The organism is Caulifigura coniformis, assembly GCF_007745175.1.
GTDB classification, from domain to species: Bacteria; Planctomycetota; Planctomycetia; order Planctomycetales; family Planctomycetaceae; genus Caulifigura; species Caulifigura coniformis.
Map to the genome: position 1 here is coordinate 6,644,252 of NZ_CP036271.1, position 23,335 is coordinate 6,667,586.

The following is a 23,335-nucleotide window of genomic DNA, read 5'->3' on the forward strand; positions in this document are numbered from 1 at the left end:
CAGAATCGGATCAGGCGGGAAGCCCGACTTACTTCGACAGCTTGATGGTGCCGCCGTAGACCGCGTTCTCGCCGAGGAGTTCTTCGATCCGCAGCAGCTGGTTGTACTTGCAGATGCGGTCCGTCCGGCTGGCCGAACCCGTCTTGATCTGGCCCGTGCCAAGCGCGACCGCCAGGTCGGCGATCGTCGTGTCTTCGGTTTCGCCCGAGCGGTGGCTCATGACGGCCGTGTAGCCGTTGCGATAGGCCAAGTCGACGGCGTTGATCGTCTCGGTGAGGCTGCCGATCTGGTTCACCTTCACGAGAATGCTGTTGGCGACGCCCTGGTCGATGCCCTGCTGGAGGCGGCTGGAGTTGGTGACGAACAGGTCGTCGCCGACGAGCTGGATCTTGTTGCCGATCTTGTCGGTCAGCATCTTCCAGCTTTCCCAGTCGTCTTCCGAGCAGCCGTCTTCGATCGAGACGATCGGGTACTTCGAAGCCCATCCGGCAAGGAGGTCGACGACGCCGGCCTGGTCGTAGGTCTTGCCTTCGATCTTGTAGGTCTTCGTCTTCGGGTCGTAGAGCTCGGTGCAGGCGCAGTCGAGAGCGAGCGACACCTGCTCACCCGGCTTGTAACCGGCCTTCTCGATGGCGGTCAGGATGATCTGGATCGCTTCTTCGCTGTTCTTGATGTCCGGAGCGAAGCCGCCTTCGTCGCCGACGGCGGTCGACAGGTGCTTGTCGTGCAGCACCTTCTTCAGCGTGTGGAAGATTTCCGCTCCGCACTGCAGGGCTTCGCTGAACGTGTCGAAGCCGAGCGGGAAGATCATGAACTCCTGGAGGTCGATGCCGTTGTTGGCATGCGCACCGCCGTTGATGATGTTCATCATCGGAGCCGGCAGACGCTTCGCGCCGACGCCGCCGAGGTAGCGGTAGAGGGGGAGCATCACCGAGCGGGCGGCGGCCTGGGCACAGGCCATCGAGCAGGCCAGGATCGCGTTCGCGCCCATGCGGCTCTTGTTCGGCGTGCCGTCGATTTCGATCATCGCGGCATCAAGGGCGGCCTGGTCGTAGACGTCCTGGTCGAGCAGCACGCCAGCCAGGGTTTCGTTGACGTTCTCAACGGCCTTGAGGACGCCCTTGCCGAGGTAGGTCTTCTTGTCGCCGTCGCGGAGTTCGCAGGCTTCGTGAGCGCCGGTGCTGGCGCCGCTGGGCACAGCGGCGCGGCCAACCGTGCGGTCTTCGAGTTCGACGTCGACCTCCACGGTGGGGTTGCCGCGGCTGTCGAGAATCTGGCGGGCGTGAACGGCGACGATGGCAAGCGACATGACGAAAGATCTCCCCAAATAAACTGCAATTCGATGCGCCACCGACCCATTCGGTCCTGCGCGAACGGCCTCCCTGAGCTGTCGGGGCCGCGTCGTCGAAACCCGCGTGGTCAGGGGCTTCGTCCGAACCGCGATTTGTAGCCTCCCGCGGGCCGGGAAGCTACTGAAATCGCAAGGTTCGGGACTGCAAAGTGGGCTGGTCGGATGATTTGGGGAATCGTGAAGCAGAATTCCGCCGCGGAGGATTGGGGAGGCCGCCGAGACGCACCGAGGACATCCAGCCGTCATGAGTCACGCCGGGACTTTGTCTACAGATTGATGCCGGCATAAGGGGCAGGCCTGGATTCGAATTTCATTCCGCAGAAATCGTAAAGCGATCGCGGTTCGGCGAGTCCATTGTGCGGATCGAAGTCGGCCGTCCACAGATGACCCTGGGCACACCACACCAGACGGTCGTCGAGCCAGTCGCCCCAATCCCATTCCGGGAAGTGGAGCGTGGGTCGATCGTCCGGCGGGCAGAGTTCATGCGGTTCCAGCCCATGGCCCGCCAGAGGCTTCCCGTCTCTGCCACGGCTCGAATCCGCTTTGCGAAGCACCCACCCCCCTGGCAGCGTCTTTCTCAACGCCTGGGCGACTTCACAGGTTCCCGGCTTCTCGGCATTCCCCGGATCCTCGAGCGACCAGCCCCATCGCAGCTGTTTGAGAAGTGCGACGGATGTCTCCCCCACCCGGACCGGGCCATGCCCTTCCCGAAGATATCGAACGCACTCGAGCCCCGAGCTGCGGACGTCGATGTGCTGATCAACCGAGTTGAGCCAGAACCGACGGTTGTCGACAAAGTAGCCGCCCGATGTGAAGCCTCGCGCCTCGTCGTGGAGCACAATGGCTGTCAGGTAGGGTGGAACGGAGATCGCTGTCCAGGTATCCGCCGTGGCGCGTCGGTTCATTCGGTGATCGTCAGCACAATAGAGGAAGTGCTTTCCATCGGGTGAGAGGTCTGAGCAACTCCCGTGAATGCGCCCCTTGAGCCACTGTCCCAACTGCACTTCATCCGTCTGGCGGTTCCAGAGCAGGCAGGCGACTTCCTTGCTCGGTCCCTGCCGAAGGATCACCGCCACTTTGGCCTCGGAGGCGGGGATGACCTGAAGCCGCGGCGGAGGGGTGTCTGAAGGTCGACGAAGTCCAATTTGCGGCGTCATTCAAAGTCTCCGGCAGATCGGCAAGCGAACTACTTCTTCCCCTTCGCGCCGCGCATCTTGCTGCGAATGCGGGACAAAACGGAATTGGCCTTCATTTCGCCGTCGCGGCCCGGGCCGTTCATGGCGGACTGCATTTCGGTCTGGAGCGACTGGACCGTCTTGCGGTGGGATTCGAACTGCTGCTGGATCGCGGCCAGGCCTTCGATCGGTCGACGCGGCGTCACGACGCGATCGATCAGGTCTTCGAACTGGTTGCGGTTGCCGGCCGAGCTGGTCACGCCGATGTCGTAGGCTTTGACGACCCGGGAAAGGACGGACGCTCCGTCGCGCAGCCAGCGCCGCGCGTCCTGCCAGTCGCGGTTGTCCTGGTTGTCGGCGGCGAGCCGTTCTTCCGGGGCAAGATCGCGGTTGAGCGACGTGAGCTTGGTGAGCTGGGAGTTGAGCTGTTTGCGCAGGCCGACGAGCTGGGCTTCCAGGATGCGGATCGCGTTCCAGTCGGCCTCGATCGCCGAGTACATGGCTTCATTGCCGCTGGCATGGACCAGTCCGGCCGGGCGTTCGCCTGCGGCGGCCGGCTGGAGTGGGACCTGCATCGGCGTGGGGGCCGCGGGGGTTGGCAGCGAGGGGGCCTGAGCTGGTCCGGCGAACTGGACGACGATCGACGGATCGACGTGTGGCGGGGCCGGGACGAGGGGCTGATCGAACAGCGGGTTTGCTCCCTGCCCGGAGTCGAAAACGGCGCCGTAGGCCAGCCAGAACGCGACGGTGCGGGGATCGATTCCGACGGCCGCGAGGAGTCTCCGCAGGCTGATTCGTCCGGGGAACGCGGCGTGTGTTCGCGGATCGACCTGGAAGACGAGGGCGGCTGGTGATTGCCAGAGGGCCCAGACAATCGCGCCGGGGAGTTCGGGCAGGAGGACGGGCTGCCATCCTGGGGATGGCCCGCCCGGGGAGCTGTTCATTCAGGGGCCCTTGCGAGGAGACCAGACATCAGAAAGTGTCATCTTCCCATGCCCGGAGTGCGATGGAAACGGCGCGCGAGGCCGGGCCGGTTGCCGGCGCGGGTGATGGAAACCTTCGCGGGTGTGCGCGGAAAACCGGCGTGGTCATCGGGGCGCGGTGGTCGGTGGCGGGGTGCGGTGGTGACGGCCGGCGCTCAGAGAGCGTCGCAAACGCGGCATCTGCGCCGTTATTTCGCCAATTCCGCCTCACTGTTCAATAACGCCGCGCGCCATGGAATGGCGCGTGCGTTGGTGGCGTGTGCCTGGGCTGCGCATCGGCAGGCGTGCGGAGGTCGTCATTAATTTTTCCTTCTGTGGCGCCGGGGCGCCGAAGTTGAGGGGAATGCCATAAAACACAATGACATTGTGCTTCCTTCAATTGCGACCGTGTGGAAGCGATCGTAGGTTTGAAGGTCACTTCTGATTGTGTTCTGGCTTTCAGCTCCCTGAACCTGACGGACGACGCTGTGATTCAGCGCGGCCCGTCGCGGCGGTCACCTCGGTCTTTGGTCTTTCCGGAGAGGTGGAGTCATGGCTCGTTCGAGGCGTTTTGGCTTTACGTTGATTGAGCTGCTGGTGGTGATCGCGATCATCGCCATTCTGATTGCTTTGCTGCTGCCGGCCGTGCAGCAGGCCCGGGAGGCGGCGCGAAGAACCCAGTGCAAGAACAACTTGAAGCAGTTCGGGCTGGCCTTCCACAACTACCACGATGTCTACAACTCGCTTCCTAACGGAAGCCATCCGACGCCCGAGTACTTCGGGGGTGGATATCACATGGGCTGGGCCGCAAAGCTGATGCCCTACATCGACCAGGCTCCCCGCTACAACGCCATGCAGGCGTTCAATCCAAACCCCATCACCTCTCTCGGCCCCTGGCGCTATGACACCGCGCCCCACAACGGCCGAAGCGAGATCTGGGGACCGGTCCCCGGCTTCACGTGTCCATCATCCTCTCAGGGCAATACAGCCGTCGACATCGCAAACGCCACTTACCCGTGGCAGCAAGCCCAAGGCGGACTGCATTACCGCGGATGCAGCGGCACGTCCGACGTCATCGTGAATAACGTTGCGATTACCTCTCCGACGGCACAACCCGCATCTCCGAGCACACACTGGTACTCCGACGTCGGGACCATCTATCCGCACAGCCGCGTGCGAATCGGCGACGTCACGGACGGCTCCTCGAACACGATCCTGCTTGGGGAGATCTCGAAATCCGATGGCTGGACGGCGAAGAACGGTTGGGGTGGCATGCAACCTTGGACGTGGGGAATCTACTGGTATTCGAATCAGAACCGTCTCACGGTCGACAGCAAACATATCCAGTGGCCGATCAATGCCCGGATCAGCACGTTTTACAACAACGCCACACCCTACACGAGTTATCACACCGGCGGCGCACACTTCCTGCTGTGTGACGGCTCGGCCCGATTTCTCAGTGAAAACATGAGTCTGGATGTCCTGAAAGGGATGGGGACGCGAGCCAAAGGAGAGATACTGGGCGAGTTCTGAAACGCCCGGCGACTGATCCTTACTTTCGCCGGCGACGGACCGACGGTTTGCACGATGTCTCATCGATTCCGCCGCTCCCGAGCCGGCTCCTCGCCTCTATCCACCATGTATTCAGGATTTACTGCCATGCTCCGTCGGCGCTTATCCCCTCTACTGGCCGCCGCCGCCATTGGCGTGCTCGCCGGTTGCGGCTCCTCTGATGGGCGAACTCACACTGCCCCCGTGAAAGGAAAGATCACCTACAAAGGCGAGGCCTTGCATGTCGGCTCGATCATGTTCGTTCCCGAAGCGGGAGGCAAAACCGCCGTCGCGAACATCAGCAAAGACGGCGAGTACGTTCTCGGCTCGTATGAAGATGACGATGGCGCGATTCTCGGCAAACACCGCATCATGATCATCGCGCTGACCGCCCCGGGAGGAACCGGCCTCCCGGAGGACTTCATCAAGGCCAAAGGAGGGGCCGAAGCGCAGGTCTCCGTCATTCCCGAGAAATTCAGCGACGACAAGACTTCAAAGCTCGTGGCCGAAGTGAAAGACGGTGAAAACACGATCGACATTGTCCTCAGCGAGAAAAGCGGCGAGGTGAAGCAGAACTGACCCTCCGCACGTTTCCCCCAATGCCATCGCCCGCGGCCTCCGAACCGGAGACACGGGCGATTGTCGTTTGGGGGCAGCTGAGGACTCGCTGCTCGGGAGCGCAATCGCGCGAGGGTTCTTTTGGCGTGGCAGACGAGCGCCCGTTCACGCAGCGCGGCGGGTTGGCTCGCTGAGGTCGGTCTTCGACGGTTCAGGAGCGGAGCGGGACAGGCCACGTCCGTTGAGCAGCTGCCCGATCCAGGTCTTGCGGACAAACACGGCGTACGAGGCGAGCGACAGGGCGACGCCGATGGTGAGGCTCAGGAACGCTTTCGACGCCGGCGCGATCGAGGCGTTGAGGAGCGCCAGCTGGACCAGACCGACGAGCGGATGGTGGACCAGATACATCCAGAACGAGGCCTCGGCCGTGAAGGCGACGGGCGTCGGGACCGCGGCGCTTTGGACGGATCGGGCGAGCGAGAAGAGGCCCGTGGCGGCCAGCCAGCTGCAGGCAGAACAGGCGATCGTCAGGGCCGCGAGATTCAGGCTGGTGAACGGCATTTCGACGTGGCGGTGGATCTGCGGGAGAAGGAGGGCAAAGAGGCCGGCCGCGAGCAGCAGGCGGGTGCGGGGACTGGCGGTCGCGCGGGGGGAGAAGGATTCAGTACTGAGTACCCGGTACTCGGCACTCGGCGACCGGGGCGCGTTGAGATCAATCACGGAGCCTCGACGGCCGATCAGCTCGGTGAGCATGGACGCGCGTTCGCCGAACTGCATCCAGCCTGCCGCGAAGAAGAGGCCATAGAACGCGATGGCGGCGGGGCCGGGCCACCAGGTCTGCTGGAAGCCGATGAGGAAGGTGGGGTCGAGAGCGAGAATGAGGCCTGCGGCGAGGATGAGCGGGAGTTGCGGGAAGGGTTTCGGTGCCGTGTGGAGACCGGGCAACTGCAGGAGAGTCGCGTTCTGGCCCGCACCCCGGCCCTTTCCCAGAGCGGAGTCGGCTGAGGTCGCGGGCGCCGGGTGGAAGCGGGAAAACCGTGCAAGCCTCGCCCTCCCGGTGTGGAAAAGGACGGCGAGGGCGCTGAGGGTCCACAGGCACTGGAGGTACCAGAGGTGGGCGACGCCCCAGAACTGTTCGCTGAGGGGTGACGGGAGCTTGATGCTGAGGACCTTGCGCCAGGGGATCATGCCCTGCGTGTACCAGCCGATGAGCCAGACATACATGTCGGCCGGGAGGACGAAGAGGATGGCGAAGGCCAGGGGAAACAGGAGCCGCCGGGTGCGATGCGCGAGGAAGGCCTGGCCGGGGTTTCGTCGCCAGACACCTGCGGCGAGCGCTCCTCCCATGAGGAAGAACGTGGGCATGACGGCGGTGTTGATGGCCCAGCAAAACGCGTCAACGAGGCCACTTTGTTCGCTGGAACGGACGCACCACTCGAGTGAGGGGAGCGGGTGCGTCATGTAGGGGATGCCGGCGTGGAGCGCAACGACAGCGAGAGCCGCTCCGGCGCGCAGCCAATCAAGGCCGGGCATCCGCGGTGTGGCCGCTGTGTCCGTGAGACGCGGCACAGGTGTCGCCGCTGCGCTCGTCTGTGGCGGCGCAGCGGCAGGAAAGCGAATCGGATTCGGCGCGCTGGACATCATGTCCGGTGTGCAGCCTGCGGTTGTCGAACGTCAATCCCTTGGGAAGGGAGACTGTATCGTGAGGCCGTCCAGCGACCGAGAGCAGTTCCTGAGGCGGGCGGGTTTACATGCCGGCCAGCTGCGGAACCGGCTTCGACGCCTGTCGCGGCTCACGAATGATGGCCGCCAGCGCTTCGCCTTCGAGTTCGCCGCGGGAGATTCGTTTGTCGCGCGGGGCGTCGATGCACAGCTTGACGCGTCCGCCCTGAACCGACGAGACGGAGATGACGATGTCTCCGTCAATCACAATCGATTCGCCCACCTTCCGTGACAGCACCAACATGACATCCTCCTTGAGGTTTCAACTTCCTTGTGAGCGACGTCCTTGATCCGTGTCGCTCCGGGTTATTCCCGTCATTGGCTGCGATACGATATCCGTCTCGCATTCCCCGACAAGCCCTTTTTTCAATCCGCAAGGGGCGTGCCAGAACACATTTCCCTAAACCATTGCTACGTAACTCATTGTGCGTTATCAGTTTCAGGACAGGGGCTTCCCGGATCTCAAGATCGGGCCGAGAATGCTCGCTGTGCGAACTGCTGCGTTCCTCGACGGGGAGACGCACCCAGGTGCTGCGATCCTGCGCGAAACTGAGCCATTGATGCCCCCCTCCGAGCCTCTTGCCGAACTTTCCCAGGGTGCCCGCCGGGTGCTGGAAGCCGTGCGGGAGATGGTCATCCCCGACTGCGAAGTGCACCCCTCAGTGCTGCTGCGGGCGGTGCGCGATGATGGAAGCCGCGGGGCGGAGATCCTTGAGGCGCACGTGAGCCCGGCCGATTTCGAGCGCGACCTGGCGTGGCTGATCGACACCCACGAGTCGGCCGGGGACGATTACCTGGGACGCGTGCTGACGGAGGCACGCGTGGCAGCTCGCATGCTGGGGCGGCAGCAGGAGATCGGCACGGAACACCTGCTGGCGGGCGTGATGTTGTCGACGCCCGAATTGGCGCGGCGATGGGAGGGGCGCGGCTTTTCCGTGGAACGGGTCCTGGGGAGTCGAGTCGCTCGCGAGAGCGGGTCTCACGCGGCGATCGATGTCGAGCCCGACCTGCACCTGGTGGTCGCGCCCGTTGCGGAATCGGGAGCCGCGGCGCGGATCATGGACGCGGCAGCGAATCGCTGCCGCGAGGGGCTGCGGGTGGTGGAAGACTTCGCCCGGTTCACCCTGGATGACCCGCTGCTGACCGAGTCGCTCAAAGGCATTCGGCATGAGCTGGCCGAGACGCTCACCATGCTGGGGGCCGACGACTGGATCCGTTTCCGGGACACGCCAGGGGACGTCGGGACATCGATCTCGACGGCGTCGGAGCGGGTGCGGCCGTCGCTCGACAGTCTCGTCCAGGCGAACTGCAAACGGGTTGAAGAATCGCTGAGGACGCTGGAGGAGTTCGGGAAGCTGCAGCATCCCAGGGCCGCGGCGCGGATCGAGTCGTTGCGCTATCGCTTCTATACCGTCGAACAGAACCTGGCCGCGCGTCGGGCCGTGGGAGACCGGCTGGGCGATGCGCGCCTGTACCTATTACTGACGGATCGCCTGTGCCCGAACGGCGTGGGACCGGTGGCGCAGGGGTCGCTGGCGGGCGGCGTGGATGTGATCCAGCTGCGCGAGAAAGACATGAACGACCAGCGGAGGCTGACGCTGGCGAAGGCGGTCCGCGAGTGGGCGCGGTCGGCGGGCAAGCTGTTCATCGTGAATGACCGGCCCGACCTGGCGGCGCTGGTGGACGCAGACGGCGTGCACCTGGGCCAGGACGACCTGCCGGTGGCGGCGGCGCGGCGGATCGTGGGGTCGAAGGCGCTCATCGGCGTGAGCACGCATTCAATCGAACAGGCGCGGCGGGCGATCGGGGAAGGCGCGGATTACCTGGGGGTGGGGCCGGTGTTCGCCTCGACGACCAAAGAGTTCAGCGACTTCGCGGGGCTGGAGTTCGTCAGGCAGGCAGCCTCGGAAGTCCGCCTTCCGTGGTTCGCCATCGGCGGAATTTCGACGGGGAACCTGCCGCAGGTACAGGAGGCCGGGGCGACACGGGTGGCGGTCAGCTCGGCAATCTGCGGCGCTGAGAACCCCCAGGGGGCCGCCCGGGCGCTGGCGGGAGCACTGACAGGCCGTTGAAGTCTCAAACCTGGGTGCCACGGCCGTCTCGGCCGTGTGCGAGCACCAGCGGTGTCCACGGTTGCACGGCTCACAGAGCCGTGGCACGCAATCCATACAACGGGCCACTGAGGTCGCGGCCGGTCACTTCGGAGTGATGGCGGCCGTGCCGTCGCTTTCGATCTGGCACCATTCGTCGTGGCCGGTGCAGCCGTCGAATCCGGGGGGCTCGAGCTGGAGGGTGATGTGCTCAACGCGGAAGGCGTGTGAGAGACGTTCGTGCAGCCGGTGGAGGAGTTCGAGGGGGGTGCAATCGGCGGCGTGGGCGACGTGAGCCGACATCGCGCGGCAGTTGGCGGAGATGGTCCAGACATGGAGGCAGTGGACTCCGACAACTCCGGGCGTGGTCGCGATCGTTTCGCGGACCTGCCGGACATCGATGTCGCCGGGGGCGTGTTCCATCAGGACGCCGACGGTCCGTTTCAGGAGCCGATACGCGCCGATGAGGATCAGGATCGAAACGGCCGCGGAGGCAATGGGATCGAGGATGGCCCAACGCGCTCCGCCGAAGAGGATTCCAACGGCGGCGGCAACGGCGCACAGGCTGCCGGCGGCGTCTCCGGCGACGTGCTGCCACGCGCCTTCGAGATTCAGGCTCGATTTGCGATCGCGGTGGAGAAGGAGGAGGCCGGCGATGTTGGCGAGAAGTCCGATGGATGAGACCGCGAGCATGAGCCCCGCGCGAACCTGGCTCGGCTCGGAGAATCGTTCCCAGGCCTCATGCAGAATTCCTCCGGCGACGAGAAACAGCAGCGCGCCGTTGAAGAGCGCAGCGAGCGTTTCGGATCGGCGTTCTCCAAAGGTGCGCTGATCGGTGGCCGGGACGACGCTCCGCCGCAGGGCCCACCAGGAGGCGGCGAGGGCGGCAGCATCGGACAGCATGTGGCCGGCGTCGGCCATGAGAGCGAGAGAGCCGCTGAGCCAACCACCGATGAACTCGACGATCATCAGCGAGGCCGTGAGTCCGAGGGCCCAGGCGACACGGCGGGAAATGGCCCCGACGTCGCCGGCGGCATGCGATTCGTGACCGTCATCGTGAGCGTGGACGTGCATGCGGGTGATTGTAGTGCGGGGAAGATGGATCGGTTGGCCCATCCGCGCCTGCGCGGGAGAGCGGGATGCGGTTCAAATTGTGCGGATCGGACAGGTGGCTTAATGTTCAGGCGGGCAATGTCCGACACGGAGGGAAAAAGGCATGCCATCGATGAGCTTCGTGCTGGGGAATACCTTCGCCGGACCGGCCGTCTCGGTGTCGCTGGGAATCGATCCCGGCCTCAACCGGACGGGCTACGCCGTCATCGTGCGGACCGCTCGCGGGCTCAGGCTGAAGGAAGGGGGCGTGCTGCGTTCGACCAAGGGGCTGAGCCTGGCGGAACGCGTCAAGGAGCTCGGGAGCGAACTGCGGAACGTGATCGAGGAGTTCCGGCCGGACGGCATGGCCGTTGAACAGCTGTTCTCCCACAGCGCCCATGTGAAGACGGCGATCCTGATGGCGCATGCGCGGGGGGCTTTGCTGTACGCCGCGGCGGACGCGGGAATCCCGGTGGTGAACTACACCCCGACGCAGGTGAAGCGGCTGCTGACGGGAAGCGGGCGGGCGTCGAAAGAGCAGATGCAGCTGGCGATCACGCGCGAGCTGGGGCTCAGCGCCGTGCCGGAGCCGAACGACGTGGCGGATGCGTGCGCGATCGCGCTGTGCCAGTTGCACAGCCGGCAGGTCGACCTGGCGACGGCGTGAGCGCTGCGTGAGGCATCCAGTGGGGGCGGCCGGCAGAGTCGGCCCTGCGGATGGCGGATTCTTTCCTGGACGCTGCTCCTTGGCTGCGGCGGCTTGACGCCGATCGTCGTGGGGCCGAATCTGGAGGTCACCCTCCTTCCGGCCATCCCCCCTGCCCGACCGGCCTGCCATGCGACGAAGTCCCGCGCTCGCCTTCCTCATTTTGCTGGGTTCTCTTCTGGCATCCGCGACCTCTGCCGTCCGGGCGGATGAGCCGACTCTTCAGCAGCTGCAACAGCAGGAACAGGAGGCCGCGACGCGGCGTGACCAGACGAAGGGGGCGCTGGCCGACGTCGAGAAGCAGTTCCGTCTGATCGAACAGACCATTTCCAGGCTGAAGATCGATCTCGAACGGAACCAGTCGACCGTCACCGAAACCGAAGCGGCCCAGAAGAAGCAGCAGGAAGAGTCGACGAAGGCTGAAGCGGCCAAGGCGGAGTCGGAGAAGGCCGCCGCGGCTGCGGCGCAGGCACTCGCCGACGCCCAGAAGAAGGCGGACGAGGCGAAGAAGGCGGCCGATGCGGCCCGGCAGGCGGCCGAGAAAGCAGTCGCCACCGCGGCCGAGACCGATAAAAAACTCGGCGGACTCAAAGAGGCGCTGGCCGGATTGCAGACGGGGCTCAAGACGTCGGGCGAATCGCTGACGGCCACACAGGCGGCGCTCGCCGCCGCGAGCAGTGCTTCGGAAACGGCGTACGCAGACTGGCTCGCGCGGGCCAAAGCCATCGAGGCGACGCTGAAGAAAAGCGGTTCGTGGGTGTCGTTCGTCGAAGAGGTCGCTCCCGTCTTCCAGCAGCGATGCGTCGCCTGTCACAACTCGCGAATGTCCAAGGGCCGGCTGAACGTCGAGACCTACGCCGCGCTGATGCAGGGTGGCGAAAGCGGACCAGCCCTGATCGCCGGGGATGCGGACAAGTCGGAAGTGCACTCGCAGGTGGTTGACGGCGCGATGCCCAAGGACGCCGCGCCGCTCACGGCCGAGCAGATCGCGATCATCGGGAAGTGGATCAGGCTCGGAGCGAAGCTCGATGCGGGGGTCGATCCCGGCGCGCCGCTGTACAAGGTCATTCCGAAAACGGCCCAGCCTGCGGCGCCCGACGCCTACAAGGTCGCCCCGCCGGTGACGGCGGCCGCGTTCAGCCCCGATGGGACGCTCATCGCGACCAGCGGTTACCACGAAGTGCTCCTCTGGAAGACGCAGGACCGCTCGCTCGTCCGGCGGATCGGCAACGTGGCCGAGCGCGTGTTCGACATTTCGTTCCACCCGGACGGAAGCCGACTGGCGATCGCATCAGGAACTCCCGGCTCGCTGGGGGAAGTGAAGGTCTTCCAGGTGGCGGACGGCGCGCTGCTGGCGGACCTGGTGACGGTTGATGACGTGATGCTCGGGGCGGCGTTCAGCCCGGATGGTTCGCGTCTGGCGGCGTGCGGCGCGGACCGCAGCGTGTCGGTGTTCGACGTGGCGACCTGGAAGCAGCAGATCCGCCTCGAAGACCATGCCGACTGGGTGCTCGACATCAACTGGTCGCCCGATGGCGGCAAGCTGGTGACGGCCAGTCGCGACAAGACCTCGAAAGTGTTCGATTCCAAAACGGGCGAAGCGGTCTCGACGTTCAACGGACACGCGGAAGTGGTGTTCGCGGCGGCCTTCAACAACGACGGCTCACAGGTCGTCTCGGCCGGTCGCGACAAGCAGGTCCGCGCCTGGAATCCTGCGGATGCCAAGCAGGCCCGCGCGATCGGCGGGTTCGGAGGGGATATCCTCGCGCTCCGCGTTCTGCCGGAGAACCGCGTGCTGACCGGGGGGGCCGACATGCATGTGCGGCTGCACCAGATCGCGGACGGCAAACCACTGAACGACTTCACCGGCGCGAAGGACTGGGTTTATTGCGTCGACGGGCACGCCGGTTCGAAGCTGGCGGTCTCCGGCAGCTATGACGGCGAGCTGCGGTTGTGGAACCTCGGCGAAGGGAAGCCGGCGGGCGAATGGGCGGCCAAGCCGTAGGTAGGACCCGTCGCGACGCTGATGCATGACGGCATGCCATCAGGAATCGTCTTCGACGACAACATTGCGTCTCGCCACAATTTCTCCGTCGGTGCCGTAATTCAGGGGAAAATTGCCTCGCACGTCTTTCCCGATGACGATCTGCATTTCGTAGGCGCCCGTCCGCTTCGGCGCATGCATTGACGACCCGCTCGCTTCGATGGTCGATGTCTTCAACAGGACGCGACTGAAGATGGCGGGCTTCTCATACACCATGCCTTCCGTCCCCGTTTCCTTTCTGACGAACCGAATCCAGGGGCGCCAGGCAAATGGACGAGGCTCCTTTCTGGTCGGTTCGGTCGATGCAGATCGGACGCGGGTTCCTTTGAAGGAGATGATGGCGCTCATCTTGAATCGCTGTCCACTTTTCAGTCGTTGTCCATCCACCGCCGGAACTTGATGCAACGTCCACGATGTGCAGTGAGCATGGTCGGAGACGACATTCGGAACGATGACCGGCTTCAGCTTCTCCGCCGGAAGCATGGCCACCACGGCTCCAGCTGTGCAGCAAATCAGGGCGATGGCGACAATCGACGCCTTTCGCCATTCAGAACGCATCCACATGGTCGTTCCCATTCCGGGTTCCGAGCGCCTGCCAGGAAGCGAGACTGATGGCATTCGAGACAAACCGGGCGCTTCCGTCGCAGAGCGCGACGTTCACGCCTCCCGCATGGCGGCTCCAGGCGGTGTAGGTATGGGCGGCCGGGAAGTTGGGATCCTCGAAATAGCAGCCGGGAGTGTTGGGCGGAAGAAAATGTCCGTAAGTCGCCTGCGGGACCACAAACAATTGAAAATACCCGCTTGAGACTGCTGGAAAGAGGCCCGTTCGCTGGCCGGCATCCCGACAGGCGCTCGCGAAAGCCTCCGGCGCGTCGACGGAATAGCTTCCCTTGAGGTGCCAGACGCAACGGATCGGATCACGCCGGCATGCCGCTTCGAACTCTTCCGCTCCATTCGGCCGCAACGGCTCATAATGAAACGCTTGGGGCCTCTCGGAAAAGTAGGCCGTCATCGACAATCCGTCGGTCACGTCACGCGACCGCAAGGGATTGTCTGGCCTCAAACTGACGAGGCCGTTCTTCCACGACAGGTCCGTGCCATGATTCACCAGATAATGAACTGGCGCGGACTCATAGGGCAGGATATCGCTGGCGGGACAGAGAATGACCGGGAGCAGGAGGCGCGGTGGAATCGGCGTAGAAAAGAACTCGGTCTTCAGATTCGGCTGTTCCAGATAGGGCAGCAGGTCATCGAGCGGAGAGAGGCTTGCTCCCGGCAAATGGCCGCGAACCGATTCAAAATTCTGGCTGGCGAGGGCGATCTGCTTGAGATTGTTCACGCATTGGAGCCGCTGCGACGTTGCGCGCGACGTCATCACCGCCGGCAACAGCAAGCTCGCGAGCAGTCCAACGACGCCGATCACGACCAGCACTTCCAGCATGGTCACGCCCCGCCGCGAACTCTGTCTCAGAGAGACTCTGGTGTTCATGTTCAGAGCATCCTTTCCTCTGGCACGCCAACGAATCGCAACAATCTGAGTTCGATTCCAGTTCTCGACCGGTCGCCACTCCGTTCCAAACGAAAAGAGGCGGCGGCCGAGCCTGGATTCCGATGCATCACTCCGATTGACACCAATCCAACCGTCAAGATCGAGCGACCAGCGACCCTGACAGTCAGGACGAATGCACAGTGAAGAACCACGGCGAGCCGCTAGCTCCGAACATGGTCGCGATTGCCTCACGACATCTCGCCGAGAACTTCAAACGCCTGCTACTCAACATCCCCCAGATCAGCGACTCCCTCCCAGAGTTTCACATTCTGTAGTTCATCAGCCACGATGAGGTTGCCGCCCTGACCTGTAGTAATCGCGTAAATGAGGTGGGGGACCGATTGCGAAACTGCAGCATCGTCGTCAAGGATCAACACCGTATAGCTATGGCCTTGTTTCAATTGTGTGCCGGTCGCCTGGTAGATCATGTAATTCGAATCCGTCGGATCAACCGTCCCCGTTGGAGCGTAAATCTTGATTTCCGATTCGTTTGCGGCCATATCTCGGAAAACCACCGACACTGGCGGTCGCGCATTCACCGTGGCAACCGGAACCCGGATCTTCCACGAAATACTGACAAAAGTGTTTGCAGCCGGTTGATTGGGGGACTCCTGCGGGCATCCTGACGCACAGAGCACCAATGCCAAGAGGAAACGAAAATTCGACGACAACTTTCTGCCCGAAGCCACCCCACCTCGAACATCATTGCACGACATAGCCACTTCCTCCTGAGAGAGAGCCTGAGAGAGAGCCTGAGAGAGAGCCTGAGAGAGAGCCTGAGAGAGAGCCTGAGAGAGAGCCTGCCACAACCGCGAAGCTGACTGCTTATTCGATCATGGCCTGAGTGGCCAAGCTACCAGTCTCAAGTTCGTTGTCAACCTCAAACATGAGTCAAGAATTGATGGAGCTCCGCATCAAGCCGCTGGAAGCATTGCGAGTCCTGTGCCACCACTGCCGTGCAGCTTGGGATCGAGGTCATGATCCGCCCGAACAGGCTGAAGCCTGTACTCCGAACTACGCAATCAGCTTTTCGACGATTTTTCCTGCGACGTCAGTCAGCCTGAAGTTCCTCCCCTGGAACTTGTACGTCAGCTTCTCGTGATCCAGACCGAGGAGCTTCAGCAGCGTGGCGTGCAGGTCGTGGACGTGGACCTTGTCTTCGACGGAGTAATAGCCGAGTTCGTCCGTCGCACCGATCGTCTGTCCGTGTTTGATCCCGCCGCCGGTCATCCACATCGTGAACGCCTCGACGTGATGGTCGCGGCCAATGAGGTCGCGCGGCTCGCCCATCGGAGTGCGACCGAACTCGCCCCCCCAGATGACGATGGTGTCATCCAGCAGGCCGCGGGCCTTGAGATCGGTGACGAGGGCGGCCGCCCCCTGGTCCACTTCCCTGCACCGCGCATCGAGCGGTTCGCCGAGGTGGGTGTCCTTGTTGCCGTGATGGTCCCAGTCGGTGTGATAGAGCTGCACGAACCGGCAGCCCCGTTCGACGAGCCGCCGCGCGAGGAGACAATTGTTGGCGAACGACGGCTTCGAAGGATCGGCCCCGTAGAGGTCCATCGTCTCCTTCGTTTCGCCGGAGAGGTCGACGAGTTCCGGCGCACTGGATTGCATGCGGAACGCCATTTCATAGGCGGCGATGCGCGTGGCGATCTCGGGATCCTGAACGGCCGCAAGCCGCGACTGGTTGAGATCGCGCACCGCGTCAAAGAAAGCTCCCTGCCGGGCCGAGTCGTATCCGGGCGGGCTCGAGAGATTCAGGATCGGCTCGGCCCCGGAGAGGAACGGGACCCCCTGGTAGGTCGTCGGCAGGAAGCCGCTGCCCCACAGCGCGGTCCCTCCGCGCGGGCCGCGCGGGCCTGACTGCAGAACGACGAATCCCGGCAGCGACTGCGACTCGCTGCCAATGCCATAGGTGAGCCAGGCACCCATGGATGGCATGCCGAAGCGTGAGGAGCCGCAGTTCATGAACAGCTTGGCCGGCCCGTGGTTGAAGACGTCGGTGGCCATGCTTTTCACGAAGGTCACATCGTCGGCGATCTTCGCGAGGTGCGGAAGACACTCACTGATCTGGGCCTTCGACTCGCCATGTTCCGCAAACTTGCGACGGGTTCCGAGGAGCTTCGCATCCCCCTTGATGAACGCGAACCGCTTGCCCTTGGTGACCTCTTCGGGGATGACCTGACCGTCATACTCCTGCAGCTTCGGCTTGTAGTCGAACAGATCGAGTTGACTCGGCGCCCCGGCCATGAACATGAAGATCACCCGCTTGGCCCTGGCGGGGAAATGAGTCGGCTTGGGAAGGAGCGGAGGTTTCGCCTGCGGGAGGGGGGCCGCTGAGGCGTTTTCGCCCAGCATCGAGGCCAGAGCGATCGATCCCAGGCCGACGCCGCAGTCGGCGAAGAAATGCCGGCGGGTGCGATCAAGGAGGTGGGCGGCACGCAGGTCCATGAGATCGGCCGTTGGATGGCGAAGCGGAACAGCGGTCAGGCCTTCATTCTGCCGGGTGGAGCGACGAGGGACAACGGCGGGAGTGGTGGTTGGTGGACCGACGTCGACACTGGCGGTGCCGGCCCTGGTGGCTGCCTAAGGGAGGATCCAGTCCCGTAAGTGGCGTGCGATTGGCGCCGGCGTTTGCGGTCGGTCGGCAATTCGGATCGCGACGCACCGGGCCAGCAGTTCGGCCAGGGGCTCCGGGAGCAATGGTTCGAGAGTCGACTTCGCGATCGGTTGAGCGTCACGGACGATGCTGGCGGTAATCTCCGCGCGGGTCGAGCCGGCATGGAGAGGCTGGCCGGTGAGGACCGCGAAGGCCGTGGCGCCGAATCCGTAAATATCAGTCCAGGGGCCGATGGTTCCGAGCGCAGGGACGACCTGTTCCGGAGCCGCACAGGCGAGCGTCGCGCCGGTCCTCGCGGCGGGCGCGAGTGCCGTCGTCGATGACAATCCGAAGTCCACGAGGACGACGCGGCCGGCCTTCGAGCAGACGACGTTGGCGGGGGTTACATCGCCGTGGACAATTCCGGCGGCATGGACTGCGGAGAGCACATCGGCAACGAGGGCCAGGCGTTCGAGTTTCTCAACCAGAGTGACGCTGGCCGAGAGGGCCCACTCAAGAAGGTTCTGCCCTTCAATCAACTCGGAGGCGATGAACGGCGTGCCGGAGGGGGTTCGTCCCCAACCGAGTGAACGAGCAACTCCCGGATGTTCGAGCTGGCTGACTGTTTCGAGTTCCGTGGCGAGCGACCGCAGCGCGGGGCCATGTTTCCAGAACTGCTTCTTGAGGAACTTCACCGCCAGCGCGGCGCCCGTGCGGCGATCGACGGCGTGATACACGCGGCCGATTCCGCCCTGGCCGATGAGACGGGTGAGCCGGAGTTCGGAGTAGAGAAGTTGAGGGAGTCCTCCGGCGATAGTCCAGGCGGCTGCGGGATCGCCGATCGAGTCGGGAACATTCAGCAGGACGCCGAAGTCGATCTGGCGGAGGTCGTCATCGTCGAGGCCGGCGTGCTTGCGGAGTGACTGGCAGGCATCGGCGAAGGCCCGGCTGATCGATCGCTCGGACGCGCCGGTGGCAGCTGCGATGCGGGCCGGGGAGTCGCCGCGGAGCCGGAGCAGGACGACTTCGCGGGCGAGCGGTTCGAGCGTGTCGAGGGCCGCTTCGAGGGCTTCGGTGGCCGAGGCGGCTTCGTCGGCGTTTGGCGTGTGGTGGTCGAGGATGATGGGGTCGACGGCCGTTTCGCGATCGACCGTGCGGCGGTCCTGCTGATGCCGACGGATTTGCTTGTGCAGTTTCCGGGAGACGAGCGTGGCCAGCAGAGGCCAGAGATCGTCGGCGTCGAGCCGCCAGCGGTCTTCGCGGACGCCGACCAGGAAGCTGCGCCAGGCGGAGGCGACGACATCGTCCGCATCGAGCCGGGCACGGTAACGAGTGGCGAGCTGGCTCTGCACGAGGGCCGCCAGGCGGACGGTGTACGTGGCAAACCGTGCTGCGGCATCGTGCTCGGCCGGGTGACCGGAGCCGGCGACGGAGTTCGGCGGGTTTCCGAATTCGTCGGACATTTCTGGCGGCCTGAGGCAAGGGACGGGCATTTCCGGGTAGATGCCGTCTCCACTTCTATCAGCGAAAGGACAACCTCATGGCCATGGTGGTGACCGAGCCGTGCTTCGGATGCAAGTTTACTGACTGCGTCGTTGTCTGCCCGACGGAGTGCTTTCACGAAGGCGAATCGATGCTGTTCATCAACCCGGACGAGTGCATCGACTGCGGGGCTTGCGTGCCGGAATGCCCGGTGTCGGCGATTTTCTATGAGGGAGATGTTCCGGCCGCGTGGAAGGGGTACGTCGAGCTGAACCGGGAGATGGCGCCGGTGTGTCCGCCGATTCGTGAGCGGAAGGCGCCGTTGCCGGAGCGGGAACGGCTTCCGGATGAGACCGGAGGGGGCGATCGCATGAATGGTCGCTGATCCGAGAATTTCTGGATTGGCGTGTCGATTTCCGCAGTGGTCGATCGACGCAGTCATGTTCCCACGCAACTCGTCCCTTTCAGGAGCACTTTCCCATGTCGGATTCATCCAGCACCATTCGCCTGCATCGCGTCCTTCGGGCCCCTGCCGAACGGATTTACAAGGCGTTCCTCGACCCGGACGCCCTTTGCCGGTGGCTGCCGCCGTTTGGCTTCCTGGGGAAGATCGAACGGATCGACCCCCGAGAAGGGGGCGGCTATCACATGTCGTTCACGAACTTCGGCACGGGGCAGAGCCAGTGGTTCGAGAGCCGCTTCGTGGAACTTGTTCCGGGCGAGCGAATCGTCCTCGCCGACACGTTCGACAAGCCTGGTCCGGCCGGGAGCATGACCAAGACCATCACTCTGCGGCCGGTGAGCTGCGGGACGGAACTGGAAATCGTGCATGCCGGGATTCCCTCGGTCATCCCCCCGGAGATGTGTTACCTCGGCTGGCAGGAGTCACTGCGCCAACTGGCCTCGCTGGTGGAGCCGGAGATTCCGGGTTAAGGCGATTCGGACTCGCGCCGGCAGGGGGGCCGCCCCTGCCGGGGGACGCCAGGGCTGATCACTTTCTCAGGATGGGCCAGTTCGTCGTTGCCGCAAAATGACTTGCGGTAACGAAAGTCGACCGACCGTGAAAAAGTGACTCGCCCCGCCCCAATCCCCACCCGCCCAAGCACTTCCGAATACCGAGGACCAAGCTCTCCCGCGCAACCGCCCCCGTCATGGTGGAGGACACCATGATCACAACCACCGTCAACCTGTCGTCACACAACCCGGCCCGGCCGGCTCCATGTCCGCGCCACCCACGCTCTCCCGATCCTTCCACTGAACTTCCGCAGGAAAAGAGGGCGAGGAGTACAGGACCACCCACACAACGCGCCCTCCTTGCCCCCCTCGACGTCAAACACCTCCGCAGTGTTCCCAATCCCTGCCCGCCCAGCCGCGGGACGGGCGAATCCTTGACATTTCCTTGCGTTCTCCCGTAGCATGCTCCGCTCTTCACAGAGTCCAGACTTAAAATTGCCTGATCCCCTGATTGGATCAGGAGTTGGGGCGATTCAGCCCCGGGTTCAATCGACGCTGGCATGATCGGCCGCGTGGATCATTTCGAGTTGAGGCGAGTGCGATGGCTGTTCCCAAGAGGCGGACCTCGAAGTCCAAGAAGAAGATGCGTCGCAGCCATTTCGCTGTGAAGCCGATGAAGCTGCAGACGTGCCCGCAGTGCAACACGTTCAAGCCTTCGCATGTCGTTTGCCCCAATTGCGGCAGCTACCAGGGCCGCACGGTGGTTGAAGCTCAGGACTGAACGGCATGCGCATCGCCCTCGACGCGATGGGGGGCGACTTCGCCCCGCAGATCAACGTGCAAGGCGCGATCGATGCGCTGTGCGCGAATCTCGATCTTGAAGTTCAGCTCGTTGGCGACGCCGGGGATCTGGAGCGACGCCTTGCGGAAACCGGGTATTCCGGCGAGCGCCTGAGCATCGTTCCGGCCGACGGTTTCGTCGGCATGGAAGAAAAGCCCACAGAAGCGCTGCGCAAAAAGCCGCGGAGCTCGATTGCCGTCTGCTGGAAGCTGATGGCCACCCGCGAGGTCGACGCGATCGTCAGCGCCGGCAATACGGGCGGGGTCGTCGCAGCGGGCCTCTGGAGCCGGCTGTTCCTGAAAGGCGTCAAACGCCCGGGAATCGCAGTGGTCCTGCCGACGCTGACAGGCCGCACCGTGCTGATGGATGTCGGGGCCAACCCGGACGCCAAGCCGGAGCACCTCTATCAATACGCCGTCATGGCGCAGATTTATTCCCGCGAAATGCTGGGAATCTCGCATCCGCGCGTCGGGCTGATGAACATCGGCAGCGAGGACGGCAAAGGAAACGAGCTGGTCCGCGGCACGCACCAGATGCTCAGCAAGAGCCCTTACAAGATGGACTACGTCGGAAACGTCGAAGGCCGGGGCCTGTACCTGGGCGAGGCGGACGTGGTGATTTGCGAAGGATTCGTGGGAAATGTCGTGCTGAAAGTCAGCGAAGGCATGGCCTCGATGTTCATGCGGCGGATTCCGGACGCGATCCTGAAGTCGCTGCATTCCGAGAAGCACCTGGCGGCCGCGGCGTTCGAGAACCTCGCGCATTCCTACGAGTACAACGAAACGGGCGGAGCGCCGCTGCTGGGGATCGACGGCGTGTGCATCATCTGCCACGGCTCGAGCGACGCCCGGTCGATTGCGAACGCCCTCCAGGGAGCCGCCGCCCTGCACAAGCGAAATGTCAACGCGCAGATCGCGGATGCTCTGGCGCTCAGCGAATAACGAAACCGAGTTCCGGAGTCCGAATTCGGGGAATTCCCGTCGCGCAGAGTTGCTGATCCCGGTGTGCCGGGATTGTTGAACCTCTTGCGTTTTGGCAGTCGATTCATTAGCGTCGACGATCCGCCTGCGCCCGTCCCGGCATGTCAGGCAACAGATGGCTGCTTCGAGCGGCCGATTTCAACGAACTTCCCTCCACAGGGGAGCCAACAAAGGAGCCATGGGTGGTCCGTCTGCGTTTGCGAGATAATGAATCCGTTCAGGAAGCAGTCCGCCGGTTTCGTAAGCTGGTTGAGCACACCGGTGTGAAGAAGGAAATGCGTCGCCGCGAATATTTCGAGAAGCCGAGCGAGCAGAAGCGGCGTGAGCGTCGCCGGGCTCAGCGCCGGGCACGCATCAACAACGACCTCGCAAAGAAGTCCTGAGCACTCGTGACGGGCGACCAGTCGCCCGCTGCCTGGACCCGGGACGGATCCAATTCAAGAGCACGCCGAAGGGCGTGCTCTTTGCATTCCATGGGTTTGGAACCGTGAAATCCGCGGGACTTCCTGACGGGTGCGGGGTTCCATAGATGCCTGCCGCTGCAGCGGCGGCCTTCGGAATGCCTGTTCCCTTCGATGGTCCTATGGAACAACAAGAGATCGATGCCTGTGCCCCTTGCCGATTGGCAGGGCGCCTCCGCCTCTCCTCTGGCCAGGATGGCCGATGAGCCAGGCTGACGTTGTAGCTCCCTCGGCGCGGCCGACATTGACGGCCCTGCTCAGCTGCTGGCCGGTGGTCTGCCAGGTCGACGGCGAGCGCAGCCTTTCTGCGCCGGAAGATTCGCTGGAATCGCCGGCGCTCGCGGTCGTCACCGCCGGTCCGCTGTGGGTCCGATTCGCGAACGCCGAACCCGAAAGACTCGAGTCGGGAGACCTCATCGTCACCCACGAAACCGACAGTGCGGACATCCTCTCCCATGTGGCGGACGACCTGTCGGCGTCGAACGGGTTCTGGCGCCCGGATGATCTTTCCAGCTCGCCGGGGCTTCTGGTGGTGCGGCTGGAGTGCATCGGCACGCAGTTCGCCCCCGGGCTGATGCCACGGCCGTTTGTGATTCGTTCGCCCGGTTCAGCGGATCGGGCCCTTTCAAGTTCGCTTCTGGAAATCGTCCGGCTGGGGGTCGCGGCGCCGGTCGCCAATGCCGCGGCCACGGCGCTGTACCTGCATGTCATTCAGCAGCACCTGCAGGCGAAGCCCCGGGATGTGCAGATGCTGGCCGGGTTGTTCGATTCCGAGATCGGCCCGGTCGTCGCGGCGCTGCTGCAGTCGCCCGCGCAGGACTGGACGGTCGAGTCGCTGGCGGACGTGGGGGACATGTCCCGCTCGGCCTTTGCGCGGAAGTTCCGGGACCTGATGGGGGCGGCTCCGATCGACTTCCTGGTGGAGGTGCGGATGTGGCTGGCGGCGCGGCTGCTGAAGCAGCCCTCCCGCGACCTGAAGTCGATTGCGCGGGAAGCGGGCTATCAATCGCCGGCGGCCTTCAGCGTGGCGTTCAAGCGATGGTCGGGCGAGACGCCGTCGGACTATCGACGCCGGGGCTGAGCGGGGGCGTTTTTCGATCTCTGCGGGGATCCTGCGCGAGACGCGTCATGGACGTCCGCGAACGCTGGCGTTTCCCGGGGTTTCTCACGGCGGCACGGCTCACCACGCAGTGCCACGAGTTCCTGCCGGCAGTC

The 23,335-nt window shown here is 64.0% G+C and carries 22 protein-coding genes; 11 read left to right on the plus strand and 11 right to left on the minus strand.

Annotated elements, in window-relative coordinates:
* Positions 1 to 28 precede the first annotated feature (28 nt).
* The 3 genes from eno to Pan44_RS26700 all read right to left on the minus strand — a co-directional run bounded on the left by eno (position 29) and on the right by Pan44_RS26700 (position 3,470).
* Positions 29 to 1,309: a phosphopyruvate hydratase gene (eno, locus tag Pan44_RS26690; RefSeq protein ID WP_145034776.1), complete on the minus strand. Its 1,281-nt coding sequence runs from the start codon at positions 1,307 to 1,309 to the stop codon at positions 29 to 31.
* Between the two features lie 308 nt (positions 1,310 to 1,617).
* The gene (locus Pan44_RS26695) at positions 1,618 to 2,508 is read right to left on the minus strand and encodes a hypothetical protein (RefSeq protein WP_145034777.1); all 891 of its coding nucleotides are present in this window, start codon (positions 2,506 to 2,508) and stop codon (positions 1,618 to 1,620) included.
* 29 nt (positions 2,509 to 2,537) lie between these two features.
* Positions 2,538 to 3,470, minus strand: coding sequence for a hypothetical protein (locus Pan44_RS26700; RefSeq protein WP_145034778.1), 933 nt, complete (start codon positions 3,468 to 3,470; stop codon positions 2,538 to 2,540).
* Positions 3,471 to 4,040: 570 nt separating this feature from the next.
* Here Pan44_RS26700 and Pan44_RS26705 point away from each other — a divergent pair.
* Complete coding sequence (locus tag Pan44_RS26705; protein WP_145034779.1) at positions 4,041 to 5,021, plus strand: DUF1559 domain-containing protein; 981 nt, start codon at positions 4,041 to 4,043, stop codon at positions 5,019 to 5,021.
* 222 nt (positions 5,022 to 5,243) lie between these two features.
* The gene (locus tag Pan44_RS26710) at positions 5,244 to 5,618 is read left to right on the plus strand and encodes a hypothetical protein (RefSeq protein WP_145034780.1); all 375 of its coding nucleotides are present in this window, start codon (positions 5,244 to 5,246) and stop codon (positions 5,616 to 5,618) included.
* A 144-nt stretch (positions 5,619 to 5,762) separates the two neighbouring features.
* Here the strand turns inward: Pan44_RS26710 and Pan44_RS26715 are convergent, their stop codons facing one another.
* Both Pan44_RS26715 and Pan44_RS26720 read right to left on the minus strand, forming a co-directional pair.
* On the minus strand, positions 5,763 to 7,130 hold the full coding sequence (locus Pan44_RS26715) for an acyltransferase family protein (RefSeq protein WP_197453696.1): 1,368 nt from the start codon (positions 7,128 to 7,130) through the stop codon (positions 5,763 to 5,765).
* Positions 7,131 to 7,344: 214 nt separating this feature from the next.
* Positions 7,345 to 7,563: a carbon storage regulator gene (locus Pan44_RS26720; protein WP_145034782.1), complete on the minus strand. Its 219-nt coding sequence runs from the start codon at positions 7,561 to 7,563 to the stop codon at positions 7,345 to 7,347.
* A 316-nt stretch (positions 7,564 to 7,879) separates the two neighbouring features.
* On the opposite strand from Pan44_RS26720, the gene Pan44_RS26725 reads away from it, so the two are divergent.
* Positions 7,880 to 9,391: a thiamine phosphate synthase gene (locus Pan44_RS26725; protein WP_231754177.1), complete on the plus strand. Its 1,512-nt coding sequence runs from the start codon at positions 7,880 to 7,882 to the stop codon at positions 9,389 to 9,391.
* 123 nt (positions 9,392 to 9,514) lie between these two features.
* On the opposite strand, the gene Pan44_RS26730 is transcribed toward Pan44_RS26725, so the two are convergent.
* The gene (locus tag Pan44_RS26730; protein ID WP_197453697.1) at positions 9,515 to 10,483 is read right to left on the minus strand and encodes a cation diffusion facilitator family transporter; all 969 of its coding nucleotides are present in this window, start codon (positions 10,481 to 10,483) and stop codon (positions 9,515 to 9,517) included.
* Positions 10,484 to 10,634: 151 nt separating this feature from the next.
* Here Pan44_RS26730 and ruvC point away from each other — a divergent pair, with 151 nt between their 5' ends.
* Positions 10,635 to 11,168 carry a crossover junction endodeoxyribonuclease RuvC gene (ruvC, locus tag Pan44_RS26735; RefSeq protein ID WP_197454139.1) on the plus strand — a complete coding sequence of 178 codons (534 nt, stop codon included), beginning with the start codon at positions 10,635 to 10,637 and terminating at the stop codon, positions 11,166 to 11,168.
* Between the two features lie 169 nt (positions 11,169 to 11,337).
* Positions 11,338 to 13,212 carry a c-type cytochrome domain-containing protein gene (locus Pan44_RS26740; protein WP_145034784.1) on the plus strand — a complete coding sequence of 625 codons (1,875 nt, stop codon included), beginning with the start codon at positions 11,338 to 11,340 and terminating at the stop codon, positions 13,210 to 13,212.
* A 39-nt stretch (positions 13,213 to 13,251) separates the two neighbouring features.
* Here the strand turns inward: Pan44_RS26740 and Pan44_RS26745 are convergent, their stop codons facing one another.
* The 5 genes from Pan44_RS26745 to Pan44_RS26765 all read right to left on the minus strand — a co-directional run bounded on the left by Pan44_RS26745 (position 13,252) and on the right by Pan44_RS26765 (position 18,865).
* Entirely contained in the window at positions 13,252 to 13,815 is a 564-nt protein-coding gene (locus tag Pan44_RS26745; protein WP_145034785.1) for a hypothetical protein, read from the minus strand.
* Entirely contained in the window at positions 13,799 to 14,740 is a 942-nt protein-coding gene (locus Pan44_RS26750) for a DUF1559 family PulG-like putative transporter (RefSeq protein WP_145034786.1), read from the minus strand. The genes Pan44_RS26745 and Pan44_RS26750 overlap by 17 nt, the downstream gene beginning before the upstream one ends.
* 281 nt (positions 14,741 to 15,021) lie before the next feature.
* A complete protein-coding gene (locus tag Pan44_RS26755; protein WP_145034787.1) occupies positions 15,022 to 15,516 on the minus strand; it encodes a hypothetical protein in 495 nt (164 codons plus the stop codon).
* Positions 15,517 to 15,814: 298 nt separating this feature from the next.
* On the minus strand, positions 15,815 to 17,254 hold the full coding sequence (locus Pan44_RS26760) for a DUF1501 domain-containing protein (protein WP_145034788.1): 1,440 nt from the start codon (positions 17,252 to 17,254) through the stop codon (positions 15,815 to 15,817).
* A gap of 135 nt (positions 17,255 to 17,389) precedes the next feature.
* Positions 17,390 to 18,865 carry a protein kinase domain-containing protein gene (locus Pan44_RS26765; protein ID WP_197453698.1) on the minus strand — a complete coding sequence of 492 codons (1,476 nt, stop codon included), beginning with the start codon at positions 18,863 to 18,865 and terminating at the stop codon, positions 17,390 to 17,392.
* 77 nt (positions 18,866 to 18,942) lie between these two features.
* Here Pan44_RS26765 and Pan44_RS26770 point away from each other — a divergent pair, with 77 nt between their 5' ends.
* The 6 genes from Pan44_RS26770 (at position 18,943) to Pan44_RS26795 (ending at position 23,201) form a co-directional block, all read left to right on the plus strand.
* Positions 18,943 to 19,269, plus strand: a complete 327-nt coding sequence (locus Pan44_RS26770; protein ID WP_145034790.1) for a ferredoxin family protein — start codon at positions 18,943 to 18,945, stop codon at positions 19,267 to 19,269.
* A 95-nt stretch (positions 19,270 to 19,364) separates the two neighbouring features.
* A complete protein-coding gene (locus tag Pan44_RS26775) occupies positions 19,365 to 19,817 on the plus strand; it encodes an SRPBCC family protein (protein WP_145034791.1) in 453 nt (150 codons plus the stop codon).
* A gap of 622 nt (positions 19,818 to 20,439) precedes the next feature.
* A complete protein-coding gene (gene rpmF / locus Pan44_RS26780) occupies positions 20,440 to 20,619 on the plus strand; it encodes a 50S ribosomal protein L32 (RefSeq protein ID WP_145034792.1) in 180 nt (59 codons plus the stop codon).
* 5 nt (positions 20,620 to 20,624) lie between these two features.
* Positions 20,625 to 21,620, plus strand: coding sequence for a phosphate acyltransferase PlsX (plsX, locus tag Pan44_RS26785; protein WP_145034793.1), 996 nt, complete (start codon positions 20,625 to 20,627; stop codon positions 21,618 to 21,620).
* Positions 21,621 to 21,841: 221 nt separating this feature from the next.
* Complete coding sequence (gene rpsU, locus Pan44_RS26790; RefSeq protein WP_390620567.1) at positions 21,842 to 22,042, plus strand: 30S ribosomal protein S21; 201 nt, start codon at positions 21,842 to 21,844, stop codon at positions 22,040 to 22,042.
* Between the two features lie 280 nt (positions 22,043 to 22,322).
* On the plus strand, positions 22,323 to 23,201 hold the full coding sequence (locus tag Pan44_RS26795; RefSeq protein ID WP_145034795.1) for a helix-turn-helix transcriptional regulator: 879 nt from the start codon (positions 22,323 to 22,325) through the stop codon (positions 23,199 to 23,201).
* Positions 23,202 to 23,335 lie beyond the last annotated feature (134 nt).

Bases quoted from the DNA above. Each gene is read 5' to 3' on its own strand.
- eno (WP_145034776.1), bottom strand. From the start codon at position 1,309: ATGTCGCTTGCCATCGTCGCCGTTCACGCCCGCCAGATTCTCGACAGC.
- Pan44_RS26695 (WP_145034777.1), bottom strand. From the start codon at position 2,508: ATGACGCCGCAAATTGGACTTCGTCGACCTTCAGACACCCCTCCGCCG.
- Pan44_RS26700 (WP_145034778.1), bottom strand. From the start codon at position 3,470: ATGAACAGCTCCCCGGGCGGGCCATCCCCAGGATGGCAGCCCGTCCTC.
- Pan44_RS26705 (WP_145034779.1), top strand. From the start codon at position 4,041: ATGGCTCGTTCGAGGCGTTTTGGCTTTACGTTGATTGAGCTGCTGGTG.
- Pan44_RS26715 (WP_197453696.1), bottom strand. From the start codon at position 7,130: ATGCCCGGCCTTGATTGGCTGCGCGCCGGAGCGGCTCTCGCTGTCGTT.
- Pan44_RS26720 (WP_145034782.1), bottom strand. From the start codon at position 7,563: ATGTTGGTGCTGTCACGGAAGGTGGGCGAATCGATTGTGATTGACGGA.
- Pan44_RS26725 (WP_231754177.1), top strand. From the start codon at position 7,880: ATGCCCCCCTCCGAGCCTCTTGCCGAACTTTCCCAGGGTGCCCGCCGG.
- Pan44_RS26730 (WP_197453697.1), bottom strand. From the start codon at position 10,483: ATGCACGTCCACGCTCACGATGACGGTCACGAATCGCATGCCGCCGGC.
- ruvC (WP_197454139.1), top strand. From the start codon at position 10,635: ATGAGCTTCGTGCTGGGGAATACCTTCGCCGGACCGGCCGTCTCGGTG.
- Pan44_RS26740 (WP_145034784.1), top strand. From the start codon at position 11,338: ATGCGACGAAGTCCCGCGCTCGCCTTCCTCATTTTGCTGGGTTCTCTT.
- Pan44_RS26745 (WP_145034785.1), bottom strand. From the start codon at position 13,815: ATGTGGATGCGTTCTGAATGGCGAAAGGCGTCGATTGTCGCCATCGCC.
- Pan44_RS26750 (WP_145034786.1), bottom strand. From the start codon at position 14,740: ATGAACACCAGAGTCTCTCTGAGACAGAGTTCGCGGCGGGGCGTGACC.
- Pan44_RS26755 (WP_145034787.1), bottom strand. From the start codon at position 15,516: ATGTCGTGCAATGATGTTCGAGGTGGGGTGGCTTCGGGCAGAAAGTTG.
- Pan44_RS26760 (WP_145034788.1), bottom strand. From the start codon at position 17,254: ATGGACCTGCGTGCCGCCCACCTCCTTGATCGCACCCGCCGGCATTTC.
- Pan44_RS26765 (WP_197453698.1), bottom strand. From the start codon at position 18,865: ATGTCCGACGAATTCGGAAACCCGCCGAACTCCGTCGCCGGCTCCGGT.
- Pan44_RS26770 (WP_145034790.1), top strand. From the start codon at position 18,943: ATGGCCATGGTGGTGACCGAGCCGTGCTTCGGATGCAAGTTTACTGAC.
- Pan44_RS26775 (WP_145034791.1), top strand. From the start codon at position 19,365: ATGTCGGATTCATCCAGCACCATTCGCCTGCATCGCGTCCTTCGGGCC.
- rpmF (WP_145034792.1), top strand. From the start codon at position 20,440: ATGGCTGTTCCCAAGAGGCGGACCTCGAAGTCCAAGAAGAAGATGCGT.
- plsX (WP_145034793.1), top strand. From the start codon at position 20,625: ATGCGCATCGCCCTCGACGCGATGGGGGGCGACTTCGCCCCGCAGATC.
- Pan44_RS26795 (WP_145034795.1), top strand. From the start codon at position 22,323: ATGAGCCAGGCTGACGTTGTAGCTCCCTCGGCGCGGCCGACATTGACG.